We start from the raw sequence: 22,051 nt of genomic DNA, 5'->3' as shown, positions 1-22,051 counted from the left end.
ATTCGAGGAGCCTGCTGTATCCAAGGCCGGCTGGGGCGAAATTTTGTCGCCGGGCGAAACCTCGCCCGACGATCCACAGCTTTGTCGTTTCGCCTATCCGCTAAGGCTTGGCCGCCCCCGCCGGCGGCGGGCTCTCGAAACTCCCCGCTGCGCCGGGGAACACCACCGGGCTTTCCCAACCATCGGGGCTGACCGACGAGACGCCGAAGAAGTAGTCGTCGATGACCACGTCCTTCAGGGTCGCCGTGGCCCCTTCCGGAACCCAGCGGTTCAGGCGCCATTGCGGGTCGGTGGTCACGCGCCACCAGACGCGGTGACCGGCCGCGCCGGGGGTCGGGGTCCACGAGACCTTGGTGTCGGCGCTGACCGCTCCCTCGATCTTGACGCCCGCCGGCGGCGGCGGGGCCGAGGCCAGGCTGGCCATGGCGACCGTGTTCAGGCGGGTGACCTGGGCCAGATAGGCAAAGTCCACGCCCTCAATGGTGTCGCCATAGACCCTGCCCTTCTCGGTGCGCAGGTCCTGGTGCTGGCGGTCATAGTTCTCGACCGCCTCGGTGACCCGGACGGCCGGATAGCCGGCCTCCAGCATCGGCACCTGATCCCCGCCCCGGCCGTAGCGGTCGGTGCGATAGACCATCACCACGTCGAAGTTGGTCAGGTACTTGTCGGCCAGGCCGTCCAGATAGCGGGCCAGGTTGCGCGAGGGACTGTCGACCTCGCCGCCGTTGTAGCGGCGGCTATTGGCCTGCTCCGGCGTCTCGACCGCCTTGGTGCCTTCGGAGAAGACCCGGACCTGCGTGTTGTTCATCAACCCGCTCTGGCCGCGGCTGTTGCCGACGATGTCGTTGTTGAGGTCGGCCACGACCTTCCAGCCGTTGACGCGAGCGTAGTCGGCCAGGATCTTGCCGCCGTACAGGCCCTGCTCCTCGCCCGAGAGAACCGCATAGACCAGGGTGGCCGGGAACCTGTGCTTGGACAGCACACGCGCGGCCTCGATCACCGCCGCCACGCCCGAGGCGTCGTCATTGGCGCCCGGGGCGTCGCTGGTGAAGTCCATGACGTCGGAGACGCGGCTGTCGATATGGCCGGCGATGATGATGACCCGACCAGGATCGGTGGCGCCCTTCTGGATCGCCAGGACGTTCATCACCTCGGTCGGCTTGGGGATGCGCCGGCCGGTGACCACCTGGGACGGCGTCTCGACGGTCAGACAGCCGCCACAGTCCTTGGAGATCGCCTCGAAGCGAGCCTTGGTCCAGCGGCGGGCCGCGCCGATGCCGCGCGTCGGCGAGGTGGTGTCCGACAGGGTGTGGCGGGTGCCGAAACCGACCAGCGAGCGGATGGTGCTCTCCAGCGCCTTGGCGTCGACGTCGGCGGCGAGCGAGCGCAGTAGCGGCTGGTCACCAGAAGGGGCTTGGGGAGCCGGCGTTTCGGCGTGGGCGACGCCGGCCGCCATCAGGCCGGCGGCAAGGACGAGAGACAGGCGCATGGCGACTCCGGAAGACAGGCGCGAACGTTGCCGGTCCGACACTCAACAGACAACCCCGAAACCCGACCTCCCCGGCGAAGGCCGGGGCCCAGATTCATCCGGATCGGTTTGGGATATCGCGCCAGCGGCTGAGCGAGCTTTCCTGCTTCCGTGGGTTCGATCTGGGCCCCGGCCTTCGCCGGGGAGATCGGAAGAACTATTGAGCCCGCCCAGCCATGAACGCCATGCGTTCCAACACCTCCGCCCCCGCCGCCGGTCCGGGAGCGTAGGTGAAGCCCTCGGACGTGATCGGCTTGCCGCTGATCCGGTCGACCAGAATCGGTTCGGCCGCCTGGCCTGTCTGGCGGTCCACGAGTTGGCCAGCGATCCCCTCGACCGCGAAGTGGCGGTTGCCGAAGGCCAGCATCGCCGTCAGCACGCCGCCGAAGTCTCGCCCCAGGTCCGTCAGCACATACTCGTAGCGCGGCGGCCGCGTGCTGTAGGCGCGCTTTTCCAGAAGGCCGTTCTCGACCAGCGCCGCCAGCCGCTTGGTCAGGATATTGGGCGCCACGCCCAGGCTCTTCTCGAACTGGTCGAAGCGGGTCAGTCCCTGGCCCGCGTCACGCAGGATCAGGAAGGTCCACGCATCGCCGACCCGCTCCAGCGTGCGAGCGACCGGACATTGGGTGGGGGCGCGTTCAGATTTGCTCATGACGAAATATCTGGCCACTTACTTGCGAAATGCAAGTTACCTCATAGCTAGGAGTTCAAGCCGGACCGCTGGGGCCTCGGCAAGGGACTTTAGAGAACCATGAGCGACAGCAACCCCAAAGGCGCGGCCCTGATCACCGGCGCCTCGACCGGCATCGGCGCGGTCTATGCCGACCGTCTGGCCAAGCGCGGCCATGACCTGATCCTGGTCGCCCGCGACGAGGCGCGCCTGAACACCGTAGCCGAGCGCCTGCGGGCCGAAACCGGCGTGAAGGTTGAGGTGATCAAGGCCGACCTGACCAACAAGGCCGACCTCGTAAAACTGGAAGAACGCCTGGCTTCTGATCCGGCGATAGAGGTTCTGGTCAACAACGCCGGCGCGGCTGACGGTCAAGGCTTCGTGGCCAGCGATCGCGATGCGATCGAGCGCCTGATCCAGCTGAACGTCACGGCTGTCACTCGTCTCGCCCAGGCCGCAGCCTCGTCCTTCGCGCCGCGCGACCATGGAACCATCATAAACCTGAGCTCGGTGGTCGGCCTTCTGCCGGAGATGCGCTCGACGGTCTACGGGGCGACCAAGGCCTTCGTGCTCTTCCTGACCCAGGGCCTGCGCCAGGAACTTCCGACGGGCGTGCGCGTGCAGGCTGTGCTGCCCGGCGCCACCCGCACCGAGATCTGGGAGCGCGCGGGCATCGACGTCGGCGCATTCGACCCGGAAATGGTCATGGACGTCGACGCCATGGTCGACGCGGCGCTCGCCGGCTTCGACCAGGGCGAGCTCGTCACCATCCCGTCGCTGCCCGATCAGGACGACTGGAACGCTTTCCAGGCCGCGCGCGGCAAGCTGGGGCCGAACCTGTCGCGGCGTGTTCCGGCGGCGCGCTACACGGCGGGCTGACCGAAGGACGAATCCTCGCCGGCGCGGCGCTCACTCCCGCGCCGGCGAGTCCGCCCAGGACCGGCTCTCCGGCTTGATGCCGACCGAAGCGCCGATCCGGAACGCGGGAAAACTAGAGAGCCTGTCCAATTCGGATCGCGATCCGAATTGGATAAACAGGCTCGTTCTTCAAAGTGTAGAGCGTGGCGGGCGCCCAAACCGCTCACACTTTCGGCTGCCACGCTCTACGAGAGCACCATCACGACGACGCGGCGGTTCTGGGCTCGGCCTTCGCGCGTCTCGTTCGGGGCGACCGGAGCGTCCTGGCCGTAGGAGATCGTCGCCATCCGGTTCAGGGCGACACCGTGCTGGCTGAGGAACTTGCGCACCGTCTCGGCGCGCTTTTCGCCGAGCTCGTCGTTGTATGCCTTCGAGCCCGAATTGTCGGTGTGGCCCTGGATCTCCAGGTAGACGTTCTTGTTGTCGGCCTTCAGCTTCTCAGTGAACTCCGACAGGCGTTGCTCGGCTTCCGGCGACAGGGTGGCGGCGTTGACCGGGAACTTCACGGAGTCGTCGCTGAGCACCAGGGCGTACTGGAACTTGCCCTCCGCCAGCTTGCCGGCGGCGATGGCGCGGTCCAGGGCGTCCTTGGACGTCTTGTCCAGCTCGCCGATCTGGGTGTCGTGAGCGCTGACCCGCTCGTTGACCGCCCCGACCTGGGTGTTGACGTACTTCTTGGTCGCGCAGCCGCTGACCGTAAGGCCGCCCATCACCAGGGCGGCGGCGACCATGATGGTCTTGGAGCTTGCTATCATTGGTTTCTCGTCCGTACTGACGCGGCGTCCTGCAACGCTCGCATCGTCAAAACGGACAGCCGAACTTGGCCAAAGATGGGCGCGATTCTGGCGCTTCCGGGTCAAGCTTGAGCATTGATTTTCAAGCACATTACTACCGCGCGCGAACCCGAACGGCAGGGTTTGGTTCCGATGAAAATTATTCCGTTTGCGACATAGAAAGCCACGCCAGCAAGGCCTTCAAGGCGGGGTTCGGGGCCTTGGATTTCAGCCAGGTCAGCCAGTAGCGACCCGCCCCGACCTCGATGTCGAAGGGGCGGACCAGGCTTCCTTGGGCCAGGTCTCGCGTGAACATATTGGGCGGCGCCAGCGCTACGCCAAGACCCTGGATCGCCGCCTCGACCATCACCCAGGAACTGTCGAACACCGCCCCCCGGATCGGCGGCGGCGAGAGACCGGCGGCGGCGACAAGACAGGCAACAACGGCAAGGACACCACCAACGACGTCGCCATCACCTGGCCGCCGGGGCGGGGGCCGATCCTGCTGGCGGTGTTCCACGACCGGGGCGGCGACGAGGGCGCCCGCAACACCGTTCACGCGGAGGTCGCGCGGGCGGTTGTGAAGGCGGGGCTTGGAGCTTAGGCGGAAAAGTTATCCACAGGGCGTCATAATAATCCCAACCTCCCCGGCGAATGCCGGGGCCCAGATCGAGCCCTCGATGGTCTGAGAACTCGAAAAGCCGAAGGCGAGCCCACCCCAAACGCCCGAGATGAATCTGGGCCCCGGCATTCGCCGGGGAGGTCGGGGATTTTGAACACCCATACCTATCCCCGCCTAGAAACGACCGTTTCCGTTACGCCACAGCCCCTTAGACAAAAACGCAGGTTTCTTACGCACGGTGTTCCCGGCGCCCTCATGATTTGAAGTCATGAGCACCGCCCAAAACCCCACCGCCGCCCGTCGCTGGTGCGACGCCCTGCAACGCAAGCTGATGGACGCGCTGGACGCGGCCTGGGCCCTGGCCGAGGGAACCGACGACCCGGCCGTCATCGCCAAGGCCCGCGACCAGTCGCGGCTGGCCGGCCACATCGCCGGCATGGCCCGCAAGGTTCTGGCGCTGGATCCGCCCCAGCCCAAGCCCGCCAACCTGCCCGGCTTCATCCACGAGGCGTTCGACCGCCTGGACGCGGCCACCGCGCCGATCCTGGCGGCCGCCGCGCGCAAGGAGGCCGCCGAAACCGGCAAGCCCCCCGCCGCCCAGGCCGTGGCGATGCAAAACGCGTTGCGAAAGCTGAAGCGGCGCTGAGGCGAGCGTCCTGGGGCCAATCGACATTCAAGCCCGGCTTTGAAGCCAAGAACCCGCCTTCCTGGGCCTTGTGCCCAGGAAGGCGGAAATTGATCCCTGCTTCGAATGTCGATGGCCCCTAAGCCGGATCAGTCCAGCCGGGGGGCGCGCAACTTTGCGGCGGCGACCAGCTTCTGGCGATAGACACCGATCATGTGGTCGTCGATCAGCGGGAACTTACGCGTGAAGAGCCACCAGAGCCCGAACCCAAAAAAGCGCAGAAGCAGCGAGGCGGGCGGGCGATCGTGCCTAAGCTCGCCCGCCTTGCTCAAGTAGCGCACGTCGCCGCCATGCGAGAAGCCGAGCCAAGGCGGCGGCACAGACGCGACGACGTCCTTCTCGTTGACCAGCCGGTAGTGCGGGCACTTCACCTCGGTGTCGAACCGCTTCTGGCCCACGCGCGGCGAGCCGAAGGTGTAGCAGGCCGCCAGGGTGTCGCGCTCAAACGCGGCCGAGGCGATCTGAGCCAGAGCGCCGCCCAGCGAATGGCCGGTGATGTAGAGGCCCTTGTCGGCCGGAACCTTCTTGGGATCGGCCAGATCCCGCCGGATCGCCGGCTCGATCTTCTGGAAAGCCTCCAGGAACCCCGTGTGGACCCGCACCGCGTCCACGGAGGTGTTCAGAGGCGTCAGCCCCGCTTCCAGATTCACCGCCCAGTCCTTGCGGTCTTCCGTGCCCCGGAAAACCAGGACCGTCATCTGGTCGCTGGTCGCCAGATAGGCCTGGCTGCCGATCGGCGTGTCGTAGACCTCAACCAGTTCGAAGCCGCCGCTGCGCAGACGGACCCTCATCAGGTCGAGGGCCGCGCCCGTCTGATCCTCGAAATTGTCGTAGGCGACGCCGCACAGCGAGGCCATCAGCGCGCAGGTGCGGTCCGAATAGGCCGCGCGCCAGGTCGGCGCGGCGGCGACCATGGCCGGCGTGATGGGACTGAGCTTCGCGGCGAGTTCGCGCGCCCGTTTCAGGACGTCAGCAAATTCCTTTTCCAATGCCTGGACCGCCGATTGATCGCTCATGCCAAAGCCCCCCGGCCGCACGCAACACCCTCAATGGTTGTTTTTGATACTAACACTACCGAAAACAAAAGCAATACGGCGGCGCTCGCACCCGGCCTCGATGGCCTTGTCGACGATGCGGACGGGTCTTGGCTCCACCTGGGCAGCCGATGAGCGTATCGCCCGCTGCGCAACCCGAGATAACCGTGTTACCGCTACACCCAACCTGGGGGAGGCGTGAGACGTGAAGGGTTTCCAGCTTACGGCGTCGATGGCCGCGCTGATCTTGATGGCGAACGCGGCCTTGGCCCAGACGCCGCCGCCAACCGCTCCCGCAGGGAAAGCCCAGGCCGCGCGCGACGCCGAGCGCGCCCTGTGGACGCCGGGCGAGGCCCGCTACCTTCGGTCCTGGATGGTGATGGGCGCGGCCCAGCGCCCCGCCGACGAGGCCGGCCTGCGCTCGACCAACCTCTGGAAACCTGTCACCGCCTGGGATGACCCCGTGGACCTGACGGCGTCCGGAGCGGAAGGCCGCTGGCTGTACGCTCTGGCCCTGGTGCGGCGCGACGCCGAAGGACCGGCCGAGCTGTCCCTGGGCGCGGGCGGGCCTCTGGCGGCCTGGGTGAACGGCGCGCCGGTCGCCCTGCCCGAGCGCCCCTCGGGTCTGTATGACACCGTGCGCGTTCCCGTTTCGCTGAACGCCGGAAACAATGTGGTGCTGCTGCGGGCCGAGCGGGGTTCGGGGGCCACGGTCCTGACCGCGCGCATCCTCTTGCCTGCTCAACCCCTGCCCGACCTGCGGCTGCAACCCGGCGTCTGGACCGACGGCGACCAGCTGCAGGTGCGCACCGACGCCGCCCCCGCTCCGGGGACCGTCACGGTCTTGGTCACAGCGCCGGGCGGGCGCGAGATGGGCCGCATCGAGGCTGGGCGCGGAGCGATCGCCGCCCTGCCGACCGCCGACTGGCCCGACGGCCCCTATGAGGTCGAGGTGCGGGGGACCAGCGCCGCCGGCCGTCCTCTCCGGGCCTTCAGCCCCTGGTACAAGGGCGACATGGCGCCCGCCGCCAAGGCCCTGCTGGACCAGGCCGCCGCGGCGACGGGCGCTGACGCCGAGGCCGGCCACTGGCGGATGCTGGCCGACCTGGTGAAGGATCGCGCGGGCCCCGACCTCTCGCGACTGAAGGACGCCTACGCCTCGGTCCATTCGGCCCTGATGGAGGCGGCCGAAATGCGCCTTGGCCCCCAGGCCGCGATCCGCCCGCTGGGCTTTACGCGCCTGGCCTGGGTCGATCCGCTGGACGGCTCCACCCAGTTCTGCCGGGCCAACCTGCCGGCCGACTATGATCCGGCTCGCCCGTGGCCGACGGTGCTGAACCTGCACGGCGCCAACGGGGCTCAGCCGCCCTATATCCGCTACTGGAGCGTCGACGCCCGCCATGGCGCGGCGTCGGAACGCTGGCCCGTGATCTGGATCGAGCCGCACGGGCGCGGCACCAACGGCTATATGGGTCCCGGCGAGCGGGACGTGCTGAACTGCCTTGCGGCGGCGCGGGCGCGGCTGAACGTGGACCCGACGCGCACCTATCTGACCGGCGGCTCGATGGGCGGCAAAGGGACCTGGCTGATCGGCAGCCGCCACGCGGGCGTCTTCGCGGCCCTGGCGCCGGTGTTCGGCGGGGCCGATCTGCGCCTGGATCCCCAGTTTGGTCGCGACGATCCCGCCGCCGACCGCCCGATGGAGCGCTGGACCCGCGAGATCGAGAGCGACTTCGTCGGGCTGGAGGCGCTGAACAACACGCCGGTCTTCGTGCTGCAAGGCGACCAAGACGCCGCCGCCGATCCGCGCCAGGCCCGCCACGCGGTCGCCATGCTGCAGCGCTGGGGCTACGACGTCCGCTATCGCGAGTATCCCGGCCGCGTCCACGAGGCGCTGGAGGGCTGGGAGGACCTGGTCGTCGGCTGGTTCCTGCAGCACCGCCTGGCCGAGGCCCCAGCGAGGTCCGGCTGCGCGCTGCCGACCTGCGCGCGGCCCGCGCCCACTGGTTGGCGGTCGATGGCGCGCTGGCTCCACTGTCGCTGATCGAGGCCGACGCGGCGATGGTCCAGCCGGGCGTGCTGCGCCTGGACACCCGCAACGTCGCGCGCCTGGCCCTGACGCCGCCGGCCGTGCTGCTGACGCCCGGCGCGCCGCTGAAGGTCGTCTGGAACGGCCGCGCCCTGCAGGCCGCGCCCGACGCGAACGGCCGCTTCGTCCTGGCCGCGCCGGACGCGCCGAAGGGGCCGCGCCTGAAGACGCCCGCCCTGCCCGGCGGGGTGTTCGACATCCTGTCGACGCCGTTCGTCATCGTGGTCGGCACGACGTCCAAGGATCCCAACGCCCGCGCCCTGCTCAGGAGCAAGGCCGACCAGCTGGCGGGGCTGTGGCGCGGGATCTATGGCGGCGGCCAGCCTCGGATCGTCGATGACAAGGCCCTGACGGCCGAGCAGGAGAAAAACCTGTCGCTGATCCTGCTGGGCGGCCCCGACGCCAACGCCGTCGCCGCGCGGCTGCGGCGCGACCTGCCGCTGACCGTGGCGTCCGACACGATCACGATCGACGGCCGCCGGTTCGAGGCCAAGGAGGCCTATGCGGTGATGCTGCGGCCCAGTCCTCTCGCGGCCGATCGCTATGTGCTGACCATAGCGGCCAACGGCGCCGACGGCCTGCTGGCCTGGGAGCCGTTCTCGCTGATCACCGCCATGAGCGACACCATCGGCCAGCCCTTCGACTGGTGGATCGGCGACGGCCGCCGGCCGGTCCAGGCGCGAGGCCGGGCGCCCGATCGCGGCTGGATCGCCTCGGGCGTCTTCGACCAGGCCTGGCGCCGCGACGACGCCTGGACCTTCCTGGGCGACGCGGCGGCGCGGGCGGGCGCGACGCCCAGAGCCCGCCCCAAGGGCGCGATCACCCTGCCTCCGGCCGTGCTGGAGCGCTATGTCGGCCGCTACGCTCTGGTCGGCCGCCCCGAGACGACGCTCGCGATCCGTCGCGAAGGCGACGCTCTGGTGGTGGAACCTCCAGGCGGCATGTCCAGCGACAAGCTGCTGGCCGAGAGCCCTTCCCGCTTCCGCTTCGCCTCCGACGGCTCGCTGGGCGAGGCTACGCTGGACGCAAGCGGCCAGGTGATCGAGATGCGCTTCGGCGAGGGGGCTGGCCAGTCAAGCTGGCGACCAACGCCGAAGTGACAGCTGGCGCTTACGCCCCCTCCTCGTCGACATAGATCACCACCGGCTTGCCGCGCGACAGCGGCGGGCCGCGGTCTCGCGCCCTCGCCCCTTCACCCACCCCAAAGAACGGCGGTTGACACTGATGCGAGAGAACTCTATTTGGTAGAGTATTCTAAATCAGGAGGGATTGATGCGTACTTTCACTTTCACGGCCTCGGCGATCGCGGCCTTGCTGCTGTGGTCCGGCTCGGCTTCGGCGGCCCCCGACTGCGCGCCCCGCGCGCCGGCGGCCATCACGTCTCAAGAGGTCGGCGACCAGGGCCTGGTCGCTCAGTTCCTGCAACCGACCACGCCGGGCAAGCATCCGGCCTTGCTGATCCTGGGCGGGTCGGAGGGCGGCTCGGCCGGCGTGCGCCAGCTGGCCAAGCCTTTCGCCGAGCAGGGCTATGCGGTCCTGGCGCTGTCCTATTTCGCCGCGCCGGGCCTGCCCGCGACGGCCGAGGAAATGCCGCTGGAGTATTTCGACCGGGCCGTGGCCTGGCTGGCGGCCCAGCCGTCGGTCGATCCCAAGACGATCGGCGTCTATGGCGTCTCCAAGGGCGCCGAGGCCTCGCTGCTGGTCGCCAGCCGCAATCCGGCGCTGAAGGCGGCGGCCGCGGGCGTGGGCACGTCGTTCGTCTGGCAGGGCATCAGCACCACCGGCGGCGCGGCCAAGTCCAGCTGGACCCTGGCGGGCAAGCCGGTCGACTACCTGCCCTACGGCCCCGGCGTGCGCTTTGATCCGAGCAACTACATGGCCTTCATCTACGGCCTCTACGACACCGGTCTGAAGGCCGCCGGCGCCCATCCGCAGGCGGCGATCCCGGTCGAGCGCATCCACGGCCCGGTGATGCTGATCAGCGGTCGCGCCGACGCCATGTGGCCGTCCTCGGCGATGTCGGACGCGGTCGTGGCGCGGCTGAAGGACAAGGGCTTTGCCTATCGGGTGACGCACCTGGCCTATCCCGACGCCGGGCACACCGCCGGCATGCCCGCGCTGATGGGCGCGTCGGACAAGGGCGCCGACGAGGCCGTGGGCGGCACAGCCGAGGGCAACCGGTTCGCCCGGACCGACATGTGGCCCAAGCTGGTCTGCTTCTTCGACGGCGCCCTGAAGCGGTAAGTCTTGACGCTCTTTCTGAGGGGTTTGGGTGACTCAGCCAAACCCGCTAGACAGGCTTCAAGTCAGGACGTCTCGCGCCCCCTGGGCGCGGCAGGAGAAGCGCGATGCAGCTCGATGCTGAGCAGGCCCGGAAGGATATCGAGACCGCCACGCAGCGCGCGCGGGCCTTTCAGGCCTATGCGGCGGCGGGACCGGTGATCGCCGTCTGGGGCGTCGTTTGGATCGTCACCAACCTGGCCAAGGTCCTTCAGCCGGCGCAGGCGGCGGTGATCGGGTCGGCGGCGATGCTGGTCGGGATCGCCGCCAGCATCGCCGGGGGCCTGCTGGCGCGACGGTCGGGCCGGCCAAGACCCCAGCTCAAGAGCGCCCTGGGCGGCGCGACCTTCGCCGGACTGCTGGTCGCCGTTCTCGCCGTGGTAGGCCCCGCCGACATGCAGGCGGCCAGCGCCGCCGTCGCCCTGATCGTGGCGGCCGCCTATGTCTTCGTCGGCCTGATGACCGGCGCGCGGATCGCCTGGCTGGGCCTAGCCTTGGCTGTGGTCGTGCTCGCGGCCTGGTTCGGCGCGCGCCCCGCGTTCGATCTGATCCTGGCCCTGGCCGGCGGCGGGCTGCTGGCCGGCACGGGCCTTTGGCTGTGGAGGCAATAGGTGGACGAGATCATCCATCAGAGCCTGCGCCTGAAGGTCATGGCCACCCTGGCCGCCACGCCGGAAGAGGCCGTGGAGTTCAAGCGCCTGCGCTCGGTCACTCAGGCCACGGACGGCAATCTGGGTCGCCAGCTACAGACCCTGGCCGAGGCCGGTTACATCGAGCTGATCAAGGACTACGCCAACAATCGCCCCCGCACCCGCGCCCTGCTGACGTCCAAGGGGGCCAAGGCCTTCGCCGACCACGTGGCCTATCTGGACGCCTTGCTGCGCCCCTGAGACGCGGGGGCGCTTACGCCCCCTCCTCGTCCACGTAGATGACCACCGGCTTGCCGCGCGACAGCGGCTCCCAGCCGGCCTCGATGGCCGAGGCGATGGCCTTGGCGACGACGCGGACCGGGATCTGCGAGGGCTTCAGCGGCGGGGCGCTGAACTTGGGCTTGGGGCCGGGCGGGAACTCGATCATCGCCTCGCGCTGACCTTCCTTGTGGCGCGCGGCGATCACCTTGCCGTGGCGCTCGGAGGGGTCGTACGACCACTGCGGCAGGCGATGCAGACGCCAGACATAGGGGTCTCCGTCGACCTCGATGTCGAATTCCGTGGTGAGCTTGGTGGTCTTGGCCATGGGGGGAGATAGCGCGAAGGGCGGCGGAGAAAAAGCCTCCCCCTTCTCCCCTTGAGGGAGAAGGTGTCGCTGAAGGCGACGGATGAGGGGTCGCGCGAACGAAAACCGTCGCGACAGGCGGAAAGGCCCGTCGTGGCGGATAGGTTCTTCACCCCCTCACCCGACCCGCTTCGCGGGCCACCCTCTCCCGCAAGGGGAGAGGGGCTCACTTTTATTACTGCAGCACCGCTTTTCCAAACGACAGCTGCCCATCGGCGACCCCGACGGCGATGACGCCGCCGTCTTCGATCTCGCCGGCCAGCAGCTTCTTGGCGATCGGGTCGACCAGTTCCTTCTGGATCACGCGCTTCAAGGGGCGCGCGCCGTAGACGGGGTCGTAGCCCTTGTCGGCCAGCCAGTTCAGGGCCTCGGCGTCCAGCGACAGGGCCATGCGGCGGTCGGTCAGCAGCTTTTCGACCCGCTGCAGCTGGATGCGGACGATGTCGCCCATGTTGTGGCGCGACAAGCGCTTGAACAGGATGATCTCGTCGATCCGGTTCAGGAACTCGGGGCGGAAGTGGCCGCGCACCATGTTCATGACCATCGGCCGAACCGCTTCGACGTCTTCGCCCTCCTCCTGGTTGGCCAGGAACTCGGCGCCCAGGTTGCTGGTCATGATGATCAGCGTGTTGCGGAAGTCGACCGTGCGGCCCTGGCCGTCAGTCAGGCGGCCGTCGTCCAGCACCTGCAGCAGCACGTTGAAAACGTCGGGGTGGGCCTTCTCGATCTCGTCGAACAGCACCACCTGGTACGGCCGCCGGCGCACGGCTTCGGTCAGCGCCCCGCCCTCGTCGTAGCCGACATAGCCGGGAGGCGCGCCGATCAGGCGGCTGACCGAGTGCTTTTCCATGTACTCGGACATGTCCATCCGGGTGATGGCCGCCTCGTCGGCGAACAGGAACTCGGCTAGCGACTTGGTCAGCTCGGTCTTGCCCACGCCCGTCGGGCCCAAGAACAGGAAGCTGCCGATCGGCTTGGACGGATCCTGCAGACCCGCGCGGGCGCGGCGGACGGCGTCGGAGACGGCTTCGAGCGCCTCGTCCTGGCCGACCACGCGACCGCGCAGCTCGTCCTCCATCTTGAGCAGCTTCTCGCGCTCGCCTTCCAGCATCTTCTCGACCGGAACCCCGGTCCAGCGGCTGACCACGGCGGCGATCTGTTCGGCGTCGACGACTTCGGGCGTGAGGGCCTGGGTGTCGCCTTCTTCAGCCTCGGCCAGGCGTTTTTCCAGGGCCGGGATCTCGCCGTACTGGATCTGGCCGGCGCGGGCGAAGTCGCCGGCGCGCTGGGCGTTGGCGAGGTCCGCGCGCAGGCGGTCGAGGGCCTCACGGGCCTGCGCCGCGCCGCCGACCTTGTCCTTCTCGGCCTTCCAGCGGGCGGTCATCTCGTCCGACCGAAACTGCAGGTCGTCCACTTCGACTTCAAGGTTTTCCAGGCGCTGCCGGGAGGCCGCGTCGGTTTCCTTCGACAGCGCCTCGCGCTCGATCTTCAACTGCACCAGGCGCCGGTCGATCTCGTCCAGCTCCTCGGGCTTTGAGTCGATCTGCATGCGCACGCGGCTGGAGGCCTCGTCCATCAGGTCGATGGCCTTGTCGGGCAGGAAGCGGTCGGCGATGTAGCGGTTGCTCAGGGTGGCGGCCGCGACGATGGCCGAGTCCGAGATGCGCACCCCGTGGTGGACCTCGTACTTCTCCTTCAGGCCGCGCAGGATCGAGATGGTGTCCTCGACCGTGGGCTCGCCGACGAACACCGGCTGGAAGCGCCGGGCCAGGGCCGCGTCCTTCTCGACGTGCTTGCGGTACTCGTCCAGCGTGGTGGCGCCGACGCAGTGCAGCTCGCCGCGCGCCAGAGCCGGCTTCAAGAGGTTGGAGGCGTCCATCGCCCCGTCGCTCTTCCCGGCCCCGACCAGCGTATGCATCTCGTCGATGAACAGGATGATCGAGCCCTCGGCCGCCGTGGTCTCGGCCAGAACGGCCTTCAGGCGCTCCTCGAACTCGCCGCGATACTTCGCGCCGGCGATCAGGCTGCCCATGTCCAGCGAGAGCAGCTTCTTGTCCTTCAGGCTTTCGGGCACGTCGCCATTGACGATGCGCAGGGCCAAGCCCTCGACGATGGCGGTCTTGCCCACGCCCGGCTCGCCGATCAGGACGGGGTTGTTCTTGGTGCGGCGCGACAGGACCTGGATGGTGCGGCGGATCTCCTCGTCGCGGCCGATCACGGGGTCCAGCTTGCCGTCGCGGGCGGCCTGGGTCAGGTCGCGGGCGTAGCGCTTGAGGGCGTCATAACCCTCCTCGGCATTGGCGCTGTCGGCGGTGCGGCCCTTGCGGATGGCGCCTGCGGCGGTCTCCAGGCTCTGGGCCGAGACGCCGGCCTCCTTGAACAGCTTGGCCGCGTCGCCGCCTTCCTTGGCGAGGGCGATCAGCAGGCGCTCGGTGGTGACGAAGGCGTCCCCCGCCGTCTTGGCGGCCTTCTCGGCTTCGGCGAAGACGCGGGCGGTGTCGGGCTTCATGTAGAGCTGGCCGCCGGCGCCGTCGACACGGGGAGTCTTGGCCAGCAGGGTCTCGACGCCGCCGTCCAGCTGGTCGGGGCGGCCGCCGGCGCTCTGGATCAGGGCGCGGCTAAGGCCGTCCTTCTCCTCGAGCAGGACCTTCAAGATGTGTTCGGGCGCGAACTGCTGATGGCCGCGCGCGAGGGCCAGGCTCTGGGCCGACTGAACGGCCTGCTTGGCGCGATCAGAGTAGAGGTCGATGTTCATGATGTCCCCTTCATAGGCGGATCGGGACGCGTCGCCTTGATCAAGCACAACGCATCCCCAAGCCTGTTTTCTGGCCGAGGCCAGCAAACAGGCTCGATCTTTAAGTACTTAGAGCGCGTTCGAGCGGGTCGCCCTTGCGGCCCGACCCTAACGCGCTCTAGGGGGCATTTAGGTGTGGCCGTTCAGCCACACAAGGCCCTACCAGCCCTTGCTGGCCAGATATCGTTCCAGCGCCTGGATCCGCACCGCGTCGGAGGGGTGGGTTGAGCCCAGATCACCCTCGGCGCCCTTGGCGTTCTGGGCCTGGTCCATCGCCTGCATGTTCCGCCACAGCTTGACCGCCTCGCGCGGGCGATAGCCGGCCCGCTGCATGAAATCGACGCCCAGCTTGTCGGCCTCCAGCTCCTGCTTGCGCGAGAACGGCAAGAGCACGCCGTACTTGGCCGCGTCGTCGCCGTGGTCCTTGATCAGCTTGCCAAACTCGGTGCCGCCGGCGGCCGCGCCAGCCAGGCCCAGCAGCAGCTTGGTGGTGGTCTGCTGCGAGGCGCGCTCGGCGGCGTGGCGGGCGACGACATGGCCGGCCTCGTGGCCGATCACGGCGGCCAGCTGGTCGTCGTTCTCGACCATCGCCAAAAGCCCCACCGTCACCCCGACATGGCCGCCGGGCAGCACGAAGGCGTTGGGGGCCTCGTCCAGGAACACCGCATAGTCCCAAGGCCGATCGGCCAGGCCCGCGGCGGTGATCACCCGCTGGCCGACGAACCGGACCCGCTCGTTCTTGCGCGGCTCTTTGGAGATGTAGGCGGTGCGCAAGGTGTCGGCCCAGGCCTTCTCACCGTCGCGGGCCAGGTTGTCGTCATTGACGATCAGCAGCTGGTCGCGCCCGAGGTCGGCATTATAGGCGCAGCCTCCCAGCGCGCAGGCGGCGGCGAGGAGCAGCGGCAGGGTCAGGCGACGAAGGAAGGCCATGGGGCTCGGGGCGAATGTTTCAAACGAGATACGAAGGTTATCACCGGGCGAGGTGAGGCGCGCAACAGGTCAAGCTTGGCGTTCAAAATGACCACGCGCAGCCGACGCCGATCGTGGCGCTGGTCTGGCCCATGGGTTCATCCTTCACCGCCGCCACGGGCTTGCAGCCGTTCTTGGGCGGCCGGGTCAGATAGGGCCTGGCGTCGCGGGCGTAACGACCGGTGAGGTCGAAGTTCACGCGCGGCGGCGGCTTTTCGCCCAGGGCCGCCAGCCGCTCCTCGCAGCGGGCCCGGGCTTCCGGCGGCAGACGCTCAAGCCCGCTGGCCGGACAGCCGCCAAGCCCCAGCAGAGCCGGCCTTCCGGGAGCGCCCTCCCGCAAGCCGGAGACGGGCGCGGAAGGCGCGGCGTCTGTCGCGATCGACGACGGCGCTGGAACGGGTGAGGCCGTGTCGGGGGACGGCGCCTGGACGCGCGATCGGCTGGGGCCGCGCGCCCTCTCCCGCCGCCGCGCCGAGAGCGTTTCGAAAGGCGGCTCCAGCCACACGGTCATGGGTCGCGGCGGCGCGGTCTCGGGCGCTGGCTTCGGTTCCAGCATGAACAGCGCCGCCAGCAGCGCATGTAGCGCCAAAGACGCAAGCGCCACGCCCCATCGCAGCCGCCGTCGCCGCACGATCGCCCCCGCCTAAACCCCCGGTCGGGGTACTAGCGCCAAGGTCGATGGCGAAACTCGGACCGAAACGTGGCCGTCAGCGGCGTTCTCCAAAGAAAAAGGGAGCCGCTTGCACGGCTCCCTCGCATGTCGTCCTGACGTCTGGTCGAAAGATCAGCCCTCGTCGGCGCTGGTCTCGGCCGGAGCGCCTTCGCCCGCCTCGAAGCTGCGCGGGGCGCGGCGGCGGCGGGGCTTCTTGACCTCTTCGCCGTCGGCCGAAGCTTCCGGCGCGGGGGCCGGCGCGGCCTCGGGGGCGGGGCGTTCGGTCTTGCGGCCGAGGAAGGCCGGAGCGTGGCTGACGGCGCCGTCCTGGCCGCGCAACAAGGGCGAACCCTCGCTGGCGGGGGCCTCGGCGGTCAGCGGCGAGGCTTCCGGCTCGATCACGGCCATCGGGTCGCGCTCGCCGCGCGGCTGCCAGTCACGATCGCGGTTGCGGTCGCGGCGACGGCGGCCTTCGCGGAACTCGCCCTCGGCCTGGGGCTGGTCGCCCTCGGCGGCCGGACGGTCTTCACGGGGGCGGTCGTCACGATCGCGGAAGCGGTCCTCACGGGGACGATCGTCACGGGGGCGATCATCACGGGGGCGATCATCGCGAGGACGGTCATCGCGCGGGCGATCGTCACGGGGCCGATCATCACGAGGACGGTCGTCGCGCGGGCGATCATCGCGCGGGCGGTCGTCGCGGTTGCGATCGCGGTCGTCGCGGTCGCGCCAGCGGTCACGGCGGCCGTCGCCATCGCGGCTGCGGTCATCGCGGGGACGGTCGTCGCGGTTGCGGTCGCGATCCCGGTTGCGATCGCGGTCGCGGCTTTCGAAGCGGTCGCGGCGTTGCTCGCCGCTCTCGCCCTCGGCGCCGTCGCCCTGAGCCTGCTCGGCCGGGGCCTCGCTGACTTCAGGCTCTTCCGGCGGCTCGGCCTCGAAGTCGATCTCGTAGGCGGCGTAGACGTCCTTGCCGACGATGTCGGACACCGGACGATTCGGCTGGATGGCCCGCAGGACGCGGAAATAGTGCTCGGCGTGCTGGAGATAGTTTTCCGCGAGCACCCGGTCGCCGGACGACGAGGCGTCGCGGGCCAGTTGCTGGTACTTCTCGTAGACGCTCTGGGCCGCGCCGCGCACCTTCACGCCTTCCGGACCGTTCGAGTCGAACGCGCGGTTGGCGTTGTGCTGCTGAGGCTTGCCACCGTTGCCGCCACGATTGTTGCGGCCGCGCTGGCGCTTCATGCCCTTGAAATCTCTCATGTTCTCTTCTGGACCTGTCCGGAGGGTCAGTCTTGAGGCTGGCGCATCCGGCCTTGTTGGTCTCTGGGCGGGTCGAACCCTGTTCGTTTCAGAGACACTGGTTTCCGTAGAGCCCCCGCCCTGCTCTTTGCGGCGCGACGACCGGCGGACCGGGCGCGCCTGCCGAGGGGGTGTCGCGAGCGCTGAACGCGCTAACTTTTCCCGTCACCCGGCGATCTGGAAGGAGACATGACTCGTCTAACGGTTCACGCACCGGTTTCCAAGGGATTTTTCACCCCGATCACAACACGGTCGTGCGTCGACAGATCCTTGACCGTCCGGACGCCCTGCGCGCCGGCCGCGTTGAACAGCGCCTCGACCGCCTTGGACTGGTCGTAACCGATCTCGACGGCGAACATGCCGCCCGGTTTCAGCACCCGCAGGATCTCCGGCGCCAGCAGCCGATAGGCCTCCAGGCCGTCCTCGCCGCCGTCCAGGGCCAGGCGCGGTTCGTGGTCGCGAACCTCGGGCTCGAGGGTCTCGATCACGGCCGAGGGGATGTAGGGCGGGTTGGAGACCACCAAGTCGAAGCTGGCGTCGGACAGACCCGCCGTCCAGTCGCCGTGCATCAGGGCCGCGCGGGTGTTCAAATCGAGGTTGGCGGCGTTGTCGCGCGCCACGGCCAGGGCTTCGTTGGACGCATCCACGCCCAGGCCCTTGGCCGCCGGCCGCTCGGCCAGCACCGCCAGGAGGATCGTGCCAGAGCCGACGCCCAGATCCAGCATCGAGAACGGCATGCTCTCCGGGAAGGCCTTGAGCACCTCGTCGACGATGACCTCGGTCTCGGGACGCGGGGTCAGGACGTTCTTGTTCACCTGCAGCAGGATCTTCCAGAAGCCCTTGCGGCCGATGATGTGGCTGACCGGCTCGCGGCGGGCCCGGCGGGTGAGGAAGTCGTCCAGCATCGCGGCCTGCTCGGCGGTGAGCTCGCGATAGGGATCGGTGACGATCTCGGTGCGGGTGACGCCGGCGGCGACCTCCAGCATCAGGCGCGCGTCGATCGACGGCTGATCAATGCCGGCGTCCTTCAGACGATCCTTGGCGGCGGTCCAGGCTTTGACGAGGGTCTGGGTCATGGGCGGGGCATTTAGCGCGTCAGCGGCCGGGAGGCGAGATTGAATGCGATACCAAGTTTTGGTATTTTAACTCACCGACGGAGGTCCTCGATGAGCAAGAACACATCCATCGTGCTCAGCGAGCACTTCCAAGCGTTCATCGCCGAACAGGTCGAGGAGGGGCGATACGGCTCGGCGAGCGAAGTGGTTCGCGCCGGTCTTCGTCTCTTGGAAATCCAGGAAGCCAAACTCGCGGCTTTGCGCTCCGCTCTCAAGGAGGGTTGGGAAAGCGGAAAGCCTGAACCCTTCGATGTCGAGGCCTTCCTGGCCGATGTGAACGCGGACTACGACGCCAAGTCGTGAGCGGTTACCACCTCACTCCACTCGCGCGTTTCGATATGCGCGAGATCTGGACCTACACCGTCCAGCAGTGGGGCAGGCGCATCGCCGATGGATACATCCGCGAATTGACCGCCGCGATCGAAGGCGTCGCCGCAGATCCTTATCTCGGCGTCGCCATGGATGACGGAACCCATCGCAAGCTGATCTTTCGCTCTCACATCATCTTCTACGCGACATCCGGAAATGGCGTTGTCGTCGTTCGGGTTCTGCACCAGCAGATGGACGTGACAAACCGGCTGGGCTGACGCTCAGCGCAGCGCCACCCCATCCCCCTCGCCCACCGCCCCGCCGGCTGTCACGGTCAGGTAGATGCCGCAGAACATGTGGCCGTAGTGGTCGAACAAGGCCTTGACGAGGTCGGCGTCGCGCTGGCCGGTGTCGAGATCGACGTGGGTGGCGGCGCAGCGGACGATGGGCTTGAGGACCTCGGCGGTCGCCCCGCCGATCGTCAGCGTCCGGCCCGTCCAGTCGTTCTCAACCCAGGCCGGCCAGCCCTCGACATAGAGGTTGGCGCGGAAGCGCAAGGGGTCCAGCTCGCGGCCGATCTTCTGGCCAAGGTCGCGCACGCTAGCCAGGTTCACGATCGAGACGAAGCCGGACTTGCTGTCCATGAACCGGTGGGCGCCGGGGCCCTCGATGACCCGCAGGGGGCCGGAAGCCTCCTCGCCAAGGACGGCGGCCAGCCAGGCCTCGAAGCTCGCCCGCCCCTCCGCCGAGCGCAGGTCGCCAGCGAAGTCGGTATGCCCCTGCGCCTTGGCGCTCAGCACCCCCGTCGCCGCGTCATAGGCGGTGCGCACGCGCGCCACGGCCGGGATCTTGGCCAGGACCGTGAACTTCATCTTCGAGATGTGCGCCGGCGAGGCCGGATCAAAGCCGCTGGGCCCGTCCTCGACCGCGTAGAGCCGATCGCAGGGGAAACACGCCCCCGCCTCCAACGTGACCGAGGTCAGCCGCTCCGGCGTGAAGCCCTTGACGGGGTGGCGATAGAGCGAGGCGATCTTGGCGTTCATGGCGCGGCAGGATCGGAGCCGACTCAGGCGCTGGCAAGCGCTTGCCGCGGATAAACGCGTCCGCCTATGAAGACCCCATGCCCCTGCTCGCCCCCGCCCAAGACCATGAGATCGCCGACATCGTCGCCCTGGTGAACTCGGCCTATCGCGGAGAGCTGGCGGCCCAAGGCTGGACCAGCGAAAGCTATCTGTTGGGCGGACAGCGGACGGACGAGGCGACCCTGCGCGCCGATCTCGCCGCCAAGCCCGGCGCGACCATCCTGACCTTCCGCGACGCGCCCGGCGACAAGGCCTATGCCTGCGCCTGGCTCGAGCCCACGGGCGGCGAGGCCTGGTATGTCGGCATGGTCACCGTCTCGCCCCTGCGCCAGGACGGCGGCCTTGGCCGCGCCATGCTGGAGGCCTGCGAGGCCCATGCGAAGACCAACGGCGGCCAGCGGATGCGGATGACGGTCATCTCGGTCCGCGACACCCTGATCGCCTGGTACCAACGGCGCGGCTACCAGCTGACCGGCGAGACCGAGCCCTTCCCCTACGGAGACGAACGCTTTGGAGAGCCCCAGCGCGACGACCTGGCGTTCGTGGTGCTGGAGAAGCGGCTTTAAGGCGCGCCTCAGATCACCGCCCGCGACCGCTCCCCGACCTCGCTGGACAGCGCGCCGGCGACGATCTCCAGGCCCTGGCGCAGGCTGGCGCGATCGGGCGCCGCGCCCAGGCAGACGCGGACGCCGGTGACGAGGCCGGGCGTGACGATCGGGGCGTCGGGCGGGGTGACCTCGGCGCCGCCGCGCAGGGCGCGCCCCGACAGGCGCTCGGCCTCAAGCTCGCTCATCGGCAGCCAGACGTGCGGCGCGCAGTCCGAGCGCGGGGGCTCGATCGCCGGGCCCAGGATTTCGCGAGCCAGGGAGAGGCGCGCGGTCGCCTCCTCCCGCACCTCGGCGACGATTTGGTCGGCGGCGCCGTCCTCGATCCACTGGGTGGCGACCAGGCCGCCAAAGCCCGAAGGGGCGTAGGTCAGGGCCCGCACCGCGTCCAGCACGCGCTCGAACGCCGCCTGGGTCGGGGCGACCAGGAAGCCAGCCCGCAGGCCCGGCCCCAGGGTCTTTGAGACGCCCGAGACGTGGAAGGTGCGTTCCGGCGCCAGCAGGGCCAGGGGCGGCGGCGCGTCGGGGGCGTAGGCGCCGTAGATGTCGTCCTCGATGATCGTCAGGTCCAGGCGCCGGGCGATGGCCGCGATCGCCTCGCGCCGGGAAACGCTCATGATCCGGCCGGTCGGGTTCTGCAGCGTGGGGATCACCGACAGCACCCGCGCGCCGGTCGCCCTGACGGCGGCCTCCAGCGCGTCGGGCGCCAAGCCCTCCTCGTCCAGCGCCACGCCCTGAAGCCGCAGACCCATGTGCGCCGCCAGCGCCTTGACGCCGTTATAGGTCGAGGCCTCGCACAGCACCGTGTCGCCGGCCCCCGCGACCGCGCCTATGGCCAGGGCCAGGCCCTGCTGGGCGCCGCCGCAGCAAACCAGACGCCCCCAGTCCGCGCCCTCGAAGCCGCCGAACCGCCGCAGCCACTGCGCTCCGGCCCGCCGCTGGACCTCGTGCCCCGCCGCCGGGGCGTAGGCCAGGTGCTCCAGCAGGTCCGGCCGCCGGCGCAGGCGCGCCATGGCCTCGGCGATGCGGCTGGCGGCGGGACCGGCCGGGGCGATGTTCTGGGCCAGGTTGATCGGTCCCTCGCGGACCGGCGCGCGGTGATCGGCGGGCGCATTGACGAAGCTGCCCCGGCCGACATGGGCGCTGACCAGCCCCGCCTTCTCGGCCTCGACATAGGCCCGCGTGACGGTGCCAAGCCCGATCCCCAGGCGATAGGCCAGGTCCCGTTGCGGCGGCAGGCGCGCGCCGGCCGCCAACGCACCCGAGGCGACGTCGGCCCGCAGCGCCGTGACCAGCCGCTCGTAGAGGGGGGCTTCGCCGTCGGGGATATGGGGCGTCCAGGGCGACGTCAC

At 69.1% G+C, this 22,051-nt stretch carries 24 protein-coding genes and 2 pseudogenes; 12 read left to right on the top strand and 14 right to left on the bottom strand.

Features of this window, described 5'->3' with window-relative positions; genetic code table 11:
* Positions 1–100 precede the first annotated feature (100 nt).
* Both CSW59_RS16825 and CSW59_RS16820 read right to left on the bottom strand, forming a co-directional pair.
* Complete coding sequence (locus CSW59_RS16825) at positions 101–1,489, bottom strand: M28 family peptidase (RefSeq protein WP_099445111.1); 1,389 nt, start codon at positions 1,487–1,489, stop codon at positions 101–103.
* Between the two features lie 196 nt (positions 1,490–1,685).
* Complete coding sequence (locus CSW59_RS16820) at positions 1,686–2,180, bottom strand: helix-turn-helix domain-containing protein (protein ID WP_099445110.1); 495 nt, start codon at positions 2,178–2,180, stop codon at positions 1,686–1,688.
* Positions 2,181–2,279: 99 nt separating this feature from the next.
* Between CSW59_RS16820 and CSW59_RS16815 the strand changes: the two genes are divergently transcribed.
* Positions 2,280–3,077: an SDR family oxidoreductase gene (locus CSW59_RS16815; RefSeq protein WP_099445109.1), complete on the top strand. Its 798-nt coding sequence runs from the start codon at positions 2,280–2,282 to the stop codon at positions 3,075–3,077.
* Between the two features lie 224 nt (positions 3,078–3,301).
* Here CSW59_RS16815 and CSW59_RS16810 read toward each other — a convergent pair whose 3' ends face one another.
* Both CSW59_RS16810 and CSW59_RS16805 read right to left on the bottom strand, forming a co-directional pair.
* Positions 3,302–3,871 (bottom strand): OmpA family protein, encoded by a 570-nt coding sequence (locus CSW59_RS16810; protein WP_201722829.1) that lies wholly within the window; start codon positions 3,869–3,871, stop codon positions 3,302–3,304.
* Between the two features lie 178 nt (positions 3,872–4,049).
* Positions 4,050–4,256 carry a LysR substrate-binding domain-containing protein gene (locus CSW59_RS16805; RefSeq protein ID WP_304441819.1) on the bottom strand — a complete coding sequence of 69 codons (207 nt, stop codon included), beginning with the start codon at positions 4,254–4,256 and terminating at the stop codon, positions 4,050–4,052.
* Here CSW59_RS16805 and CSW59_RS21485 point away from each other — a divergent pair.
* Positions 4,182–4,493, top strand: a complete 312-nt coding sequence (locus CSW59_RS21485) for a hypothetical protein (protein ID WP_236632259.1) — start codon at positions 4,182–4,184, stop codon at positions 4,491–4,493. The two genes, CSW59_RS16805 and CSW59_RS21485, sit on opposite strands and share 75 nt — an antisense overlap.
* A 286-nt stretch (positions 4,494–4,779) precedes the next feature.
* Positions 4,780–5,157, top strand: a complete 378-nt coding sequence (locus CSW59_RS16795; RefSeq protein ID WP_099445108.1) for a hypothetical protein — start codon at positions 4,780–4,782, stop codon at positions 5,155–5,157.
* Between the two features lie 128 nt (positions 5,158–5,285).
* On the opposite strand, the gene CSW59_RS16790 is transcribed toward CSW59_RS16795, so the two are convergent.
* A complete protein-coding gene (locus CSW59_RS16790; protein ID WP_099445107.1) occupies positions 5,286–6,212 on the bottom strand; it encodes a lipase family protein in 927 nt (308 codons plus the stop codon).
* Positions 6,213–6,435: 223 nt separating this feature from the next.
* Between CSW59_RS16790 and CSW59_RS16785 the strand changes: the two genes are divergently transcribed.
* From CSW59_RS16785 to CSW59_RS16765, 5 genes are all read left to right on the top strand, one after another.
* Positions 6,436–8,274 carry a prolyl oligopeptidase family serine peptidase gene (locus CSW59_RS16785; RefSeq protein ID WP_099445106.1) on the top strand — a complete coding sequence of 613 codons (1,839 nt, stop codon included), beginning with the start codon at positions 6,436–6,438 and terminating at the stop codon, positions 8,272–8,274.
* Positions 8,238–9,419: a hypothetical protein gene (locus CSW59_RS16780; RefSeq protein ID WP_099445105.1), complete on the top strand. Its 1,182-nt coding sequence runs from the start codon at positions 8,238–8,240 to the stop codon at positions 9,417–9,419. The genes CSW59_RS16785 and CSW59_RS16780 overlap by 37 nt, the downstream gene beginning before the upstream one ends.
* Before the next feature lie 172 nt (positions 9,420–9,591).
* Complete coding sequence (locus CSW59_RS16775; RefSeq protein ID WP_099445104.1) at positions 9,592–10,563, top strand: acyl-CoA thioester hydrolase/BAAT C-terminal domain-containing protein; 972 nt, start codon at positions 9,592–9,594, stop codon at positions 10,561–10,563.
* A 104-nt stretch (positions 10,564–10,667) separates the two neighbouring features.
* Positions 10,668–11,210: a hypothetical protein gene (locus tag CSW59_RS16770; protein WP_099445103.1), complete on the top strand. Its 543-nt coding sequence runs from the start codon at positions 10,668–10,670 to the stop codon at positions 11,208–11,210.
* Positions 11,211–11,489: a transcriptional regulator gene (locus CSW59_RS16765; RefSeq protein WP_099445102.1), complete on the top strand. Its 279-nt coding sequence runs from the start codon at positions 11,211–11,213 to the stop codon at positions 11,487–11,489.
* A 13-nt stretch (positions 11,490–11,502) separates the two neighbouring features.
* Here the strand turns inward: CSW59_RS16765 and CSW59_RS16760 are convergent, their stop codons facing one another.
* Positions 11,503–11,835 (bottom strand): hypothetical protein, encoded by a 333-nt coding sequence (locus CSW59_RS16760; protein ID WP_099445101.1) that lies wholly within the window; start codon positions 11,833–11,835, stop codon positions 11,503–11,505.
* A 51-nt stretch (positions 11,836–11,886) separates the two neighbouring features.
* On the opposite strand from CSW59_RS16760, the pseudogene CSW59_RS21930 reads away from it, so the two are divergent.
* Positions 11,887–12,051: pseudogene (locus CSW59_RS21930) on the top strand (hypothetical protein); the annotation flags it as partial.
* Here CSW59_RS21930 and clpB read toward each other — a convergent pair.
* The 6 genes and pseudogenes from clpB to prmC form a co-directional block, all read right to left on the bottom strand.
* A complete protein-coding gene (clpB, locus tag CSW59_RS16750) occupies positions 12,050–14,629 on the bottom strand; it encodes an ATP-dependent chaperone ClpB (RefSeq protein ID WP_099445285.1) in 2,580 nt (859 codons plus the stop codon). The pseudogene CSW59_RS21930 and the gene clpB overlap by 2 nt on opposite strands.
* Before the next feature lie 198 nt (positions 14,630–14,827).
* Positions 14,828–15,598, bottom strand: a complete 771-nt coding sequence (locus tag CSW59_RS16745) for a M48 family metallopeptidase (RefSeq protein WP_099445099.1) — start codon at positions 15,596–15,598, stop codon at positions 14,828–14,830.
* 82 nt (positions 15,599–15,680) lie between these two features.
* Complete coding sequence (locus CSW59_RS16740; protein ID WP_143755008.1) at positions 15,681–16,241, bottom strand: hypothetical protein; 561 nt, start codon at positions 16,239–16,241, stop codon at positions 15,681–15,683.
* A gap of 180 nt (positions 16,242–16,421) precedes the next feature.
* Positions 16,422–17,549 carry a DUF4167 domain-containing protein gene (locus tag CSW59_RS16735; RefSeq protein WP_099445097.1) on the bottom strand — a complete coding sequence of 376 codons (1,128 nt, stop codon included), beginning with the start codon at positions 17,547–17,549 and terminating at the stop codon, positions 16,422–16,424.
* Positions 17,546–17,757 (bottom strand): annotated as a pseudogene (locus CSW59_RS21925) (hypothetical protein). Before CSW59_RS21925 ends, CSW59_RS16735 begins: the two are co-directional and overlap by 4 nt.
* A 37-nt stretch (positions 17,758–17,794) precedes the next feature.
* On the bottom strand, positions 17,795–18,664 hold the full coding sequence (gene prmC, locus CSW59_RS16730; protein ID WP_099445096.1) for a peptide chain release factor N(5)-glutamine methyltransferase: 870 nt from the start codon (positions 18,662–18,664) through the stop codon (positions 17,795–17,797).
* Between the two features lie 90 nt (positions 18,665–18,754).
* Here prmC and CSW59_RS16725 point away from each other — a divergent pair, with 90 nt between their 5' ends.
* Positions 18,755–19,006 carry a type II toxin-antitoxin system ParD family antitoxin gene (locus tag CSW59_RS16725; protein ID WP_099445095.1) on the top strand — a complete coding sequence of 84 codons (252 nt, stop codon included), beginning with the start codon at positions 18,755–18,757 and terminating at the stop codon, positions 19,004–19,006.
* A complete protein-coding gene (locus tag CSW59_RS16720; RefSeq protein WP_099445094.1) occupies positions 19,003–19,290 on the top strand; it encodes a type II toxin-antitoxin system RelE/ParE family toxin in 288 nt (95 codons plus the stop codon). The genes CSW59_RS16725 and CSW59_RS16720 overlap by 4 nt, the downstream gene beginning before the upstream one ends.
* A 3-nt stretch (positions 19,291–19,293) precedes the next feature.
* Here CSW59_RS16720 and CSW59_RS16715 read toward each other — a convergent pair whose 3' ends face one another.
* Positions 19,294–20,055, bottom strand: a complete 762-nt coding sequence (locus CSW59_RS16715) for an MOSC domain-containing protein (protein ID WP_099445093.1) — start codon at positions 20,053–20,055, stop codon at positions 19,294–19,296.
* 77 nt (positions 20,056–20,132) lie between these two features.
* On the opposite strand from CSW59_RS16715, the gene CSW59_RS16710 reads away from it, so the two are divergent.
* Positions 20,133–20,660: an N-acetyltransferase gene (locus CSW59_RS16710; RefSeq protein WP_099445092.1), complete on the top strand. Its 528-nt coding sequence runs from the start codon at positions 20,133–20,135 to the stop codon at positions 20,658–20,660.
* An 8-nt stretch (positions 20,661–20,668) separates the two neighbouring features.
* Here CSW59_RS16710 and CSW59_RS16705 read toward each other — a convergent pair whose 3' ends face one another.
* On the bottom strand, positions 20,669–22,051 hold the full coding sequence (locus CSW59_RS16705) for a PLP-dependent aminotransferase family protein (protein ID WP_099445284.1): 1,383 nt from the start codon (positions 22,049–22,051) through the stop codon (positions 20,669–20,671).

This window comes from Caulobacter sp. BP25, from assembly GCF_002737755.1.
In the GTDB taxonomy this organism is placed as follows: Bacteria; Pseudomonadota; Alphaproteobacteria; order Caulobacterales; family Caulobacteraceae; genus Caulobacter.
This window is presented reverse-complemented; position numbering and strand designations above follow the sequence as displayed.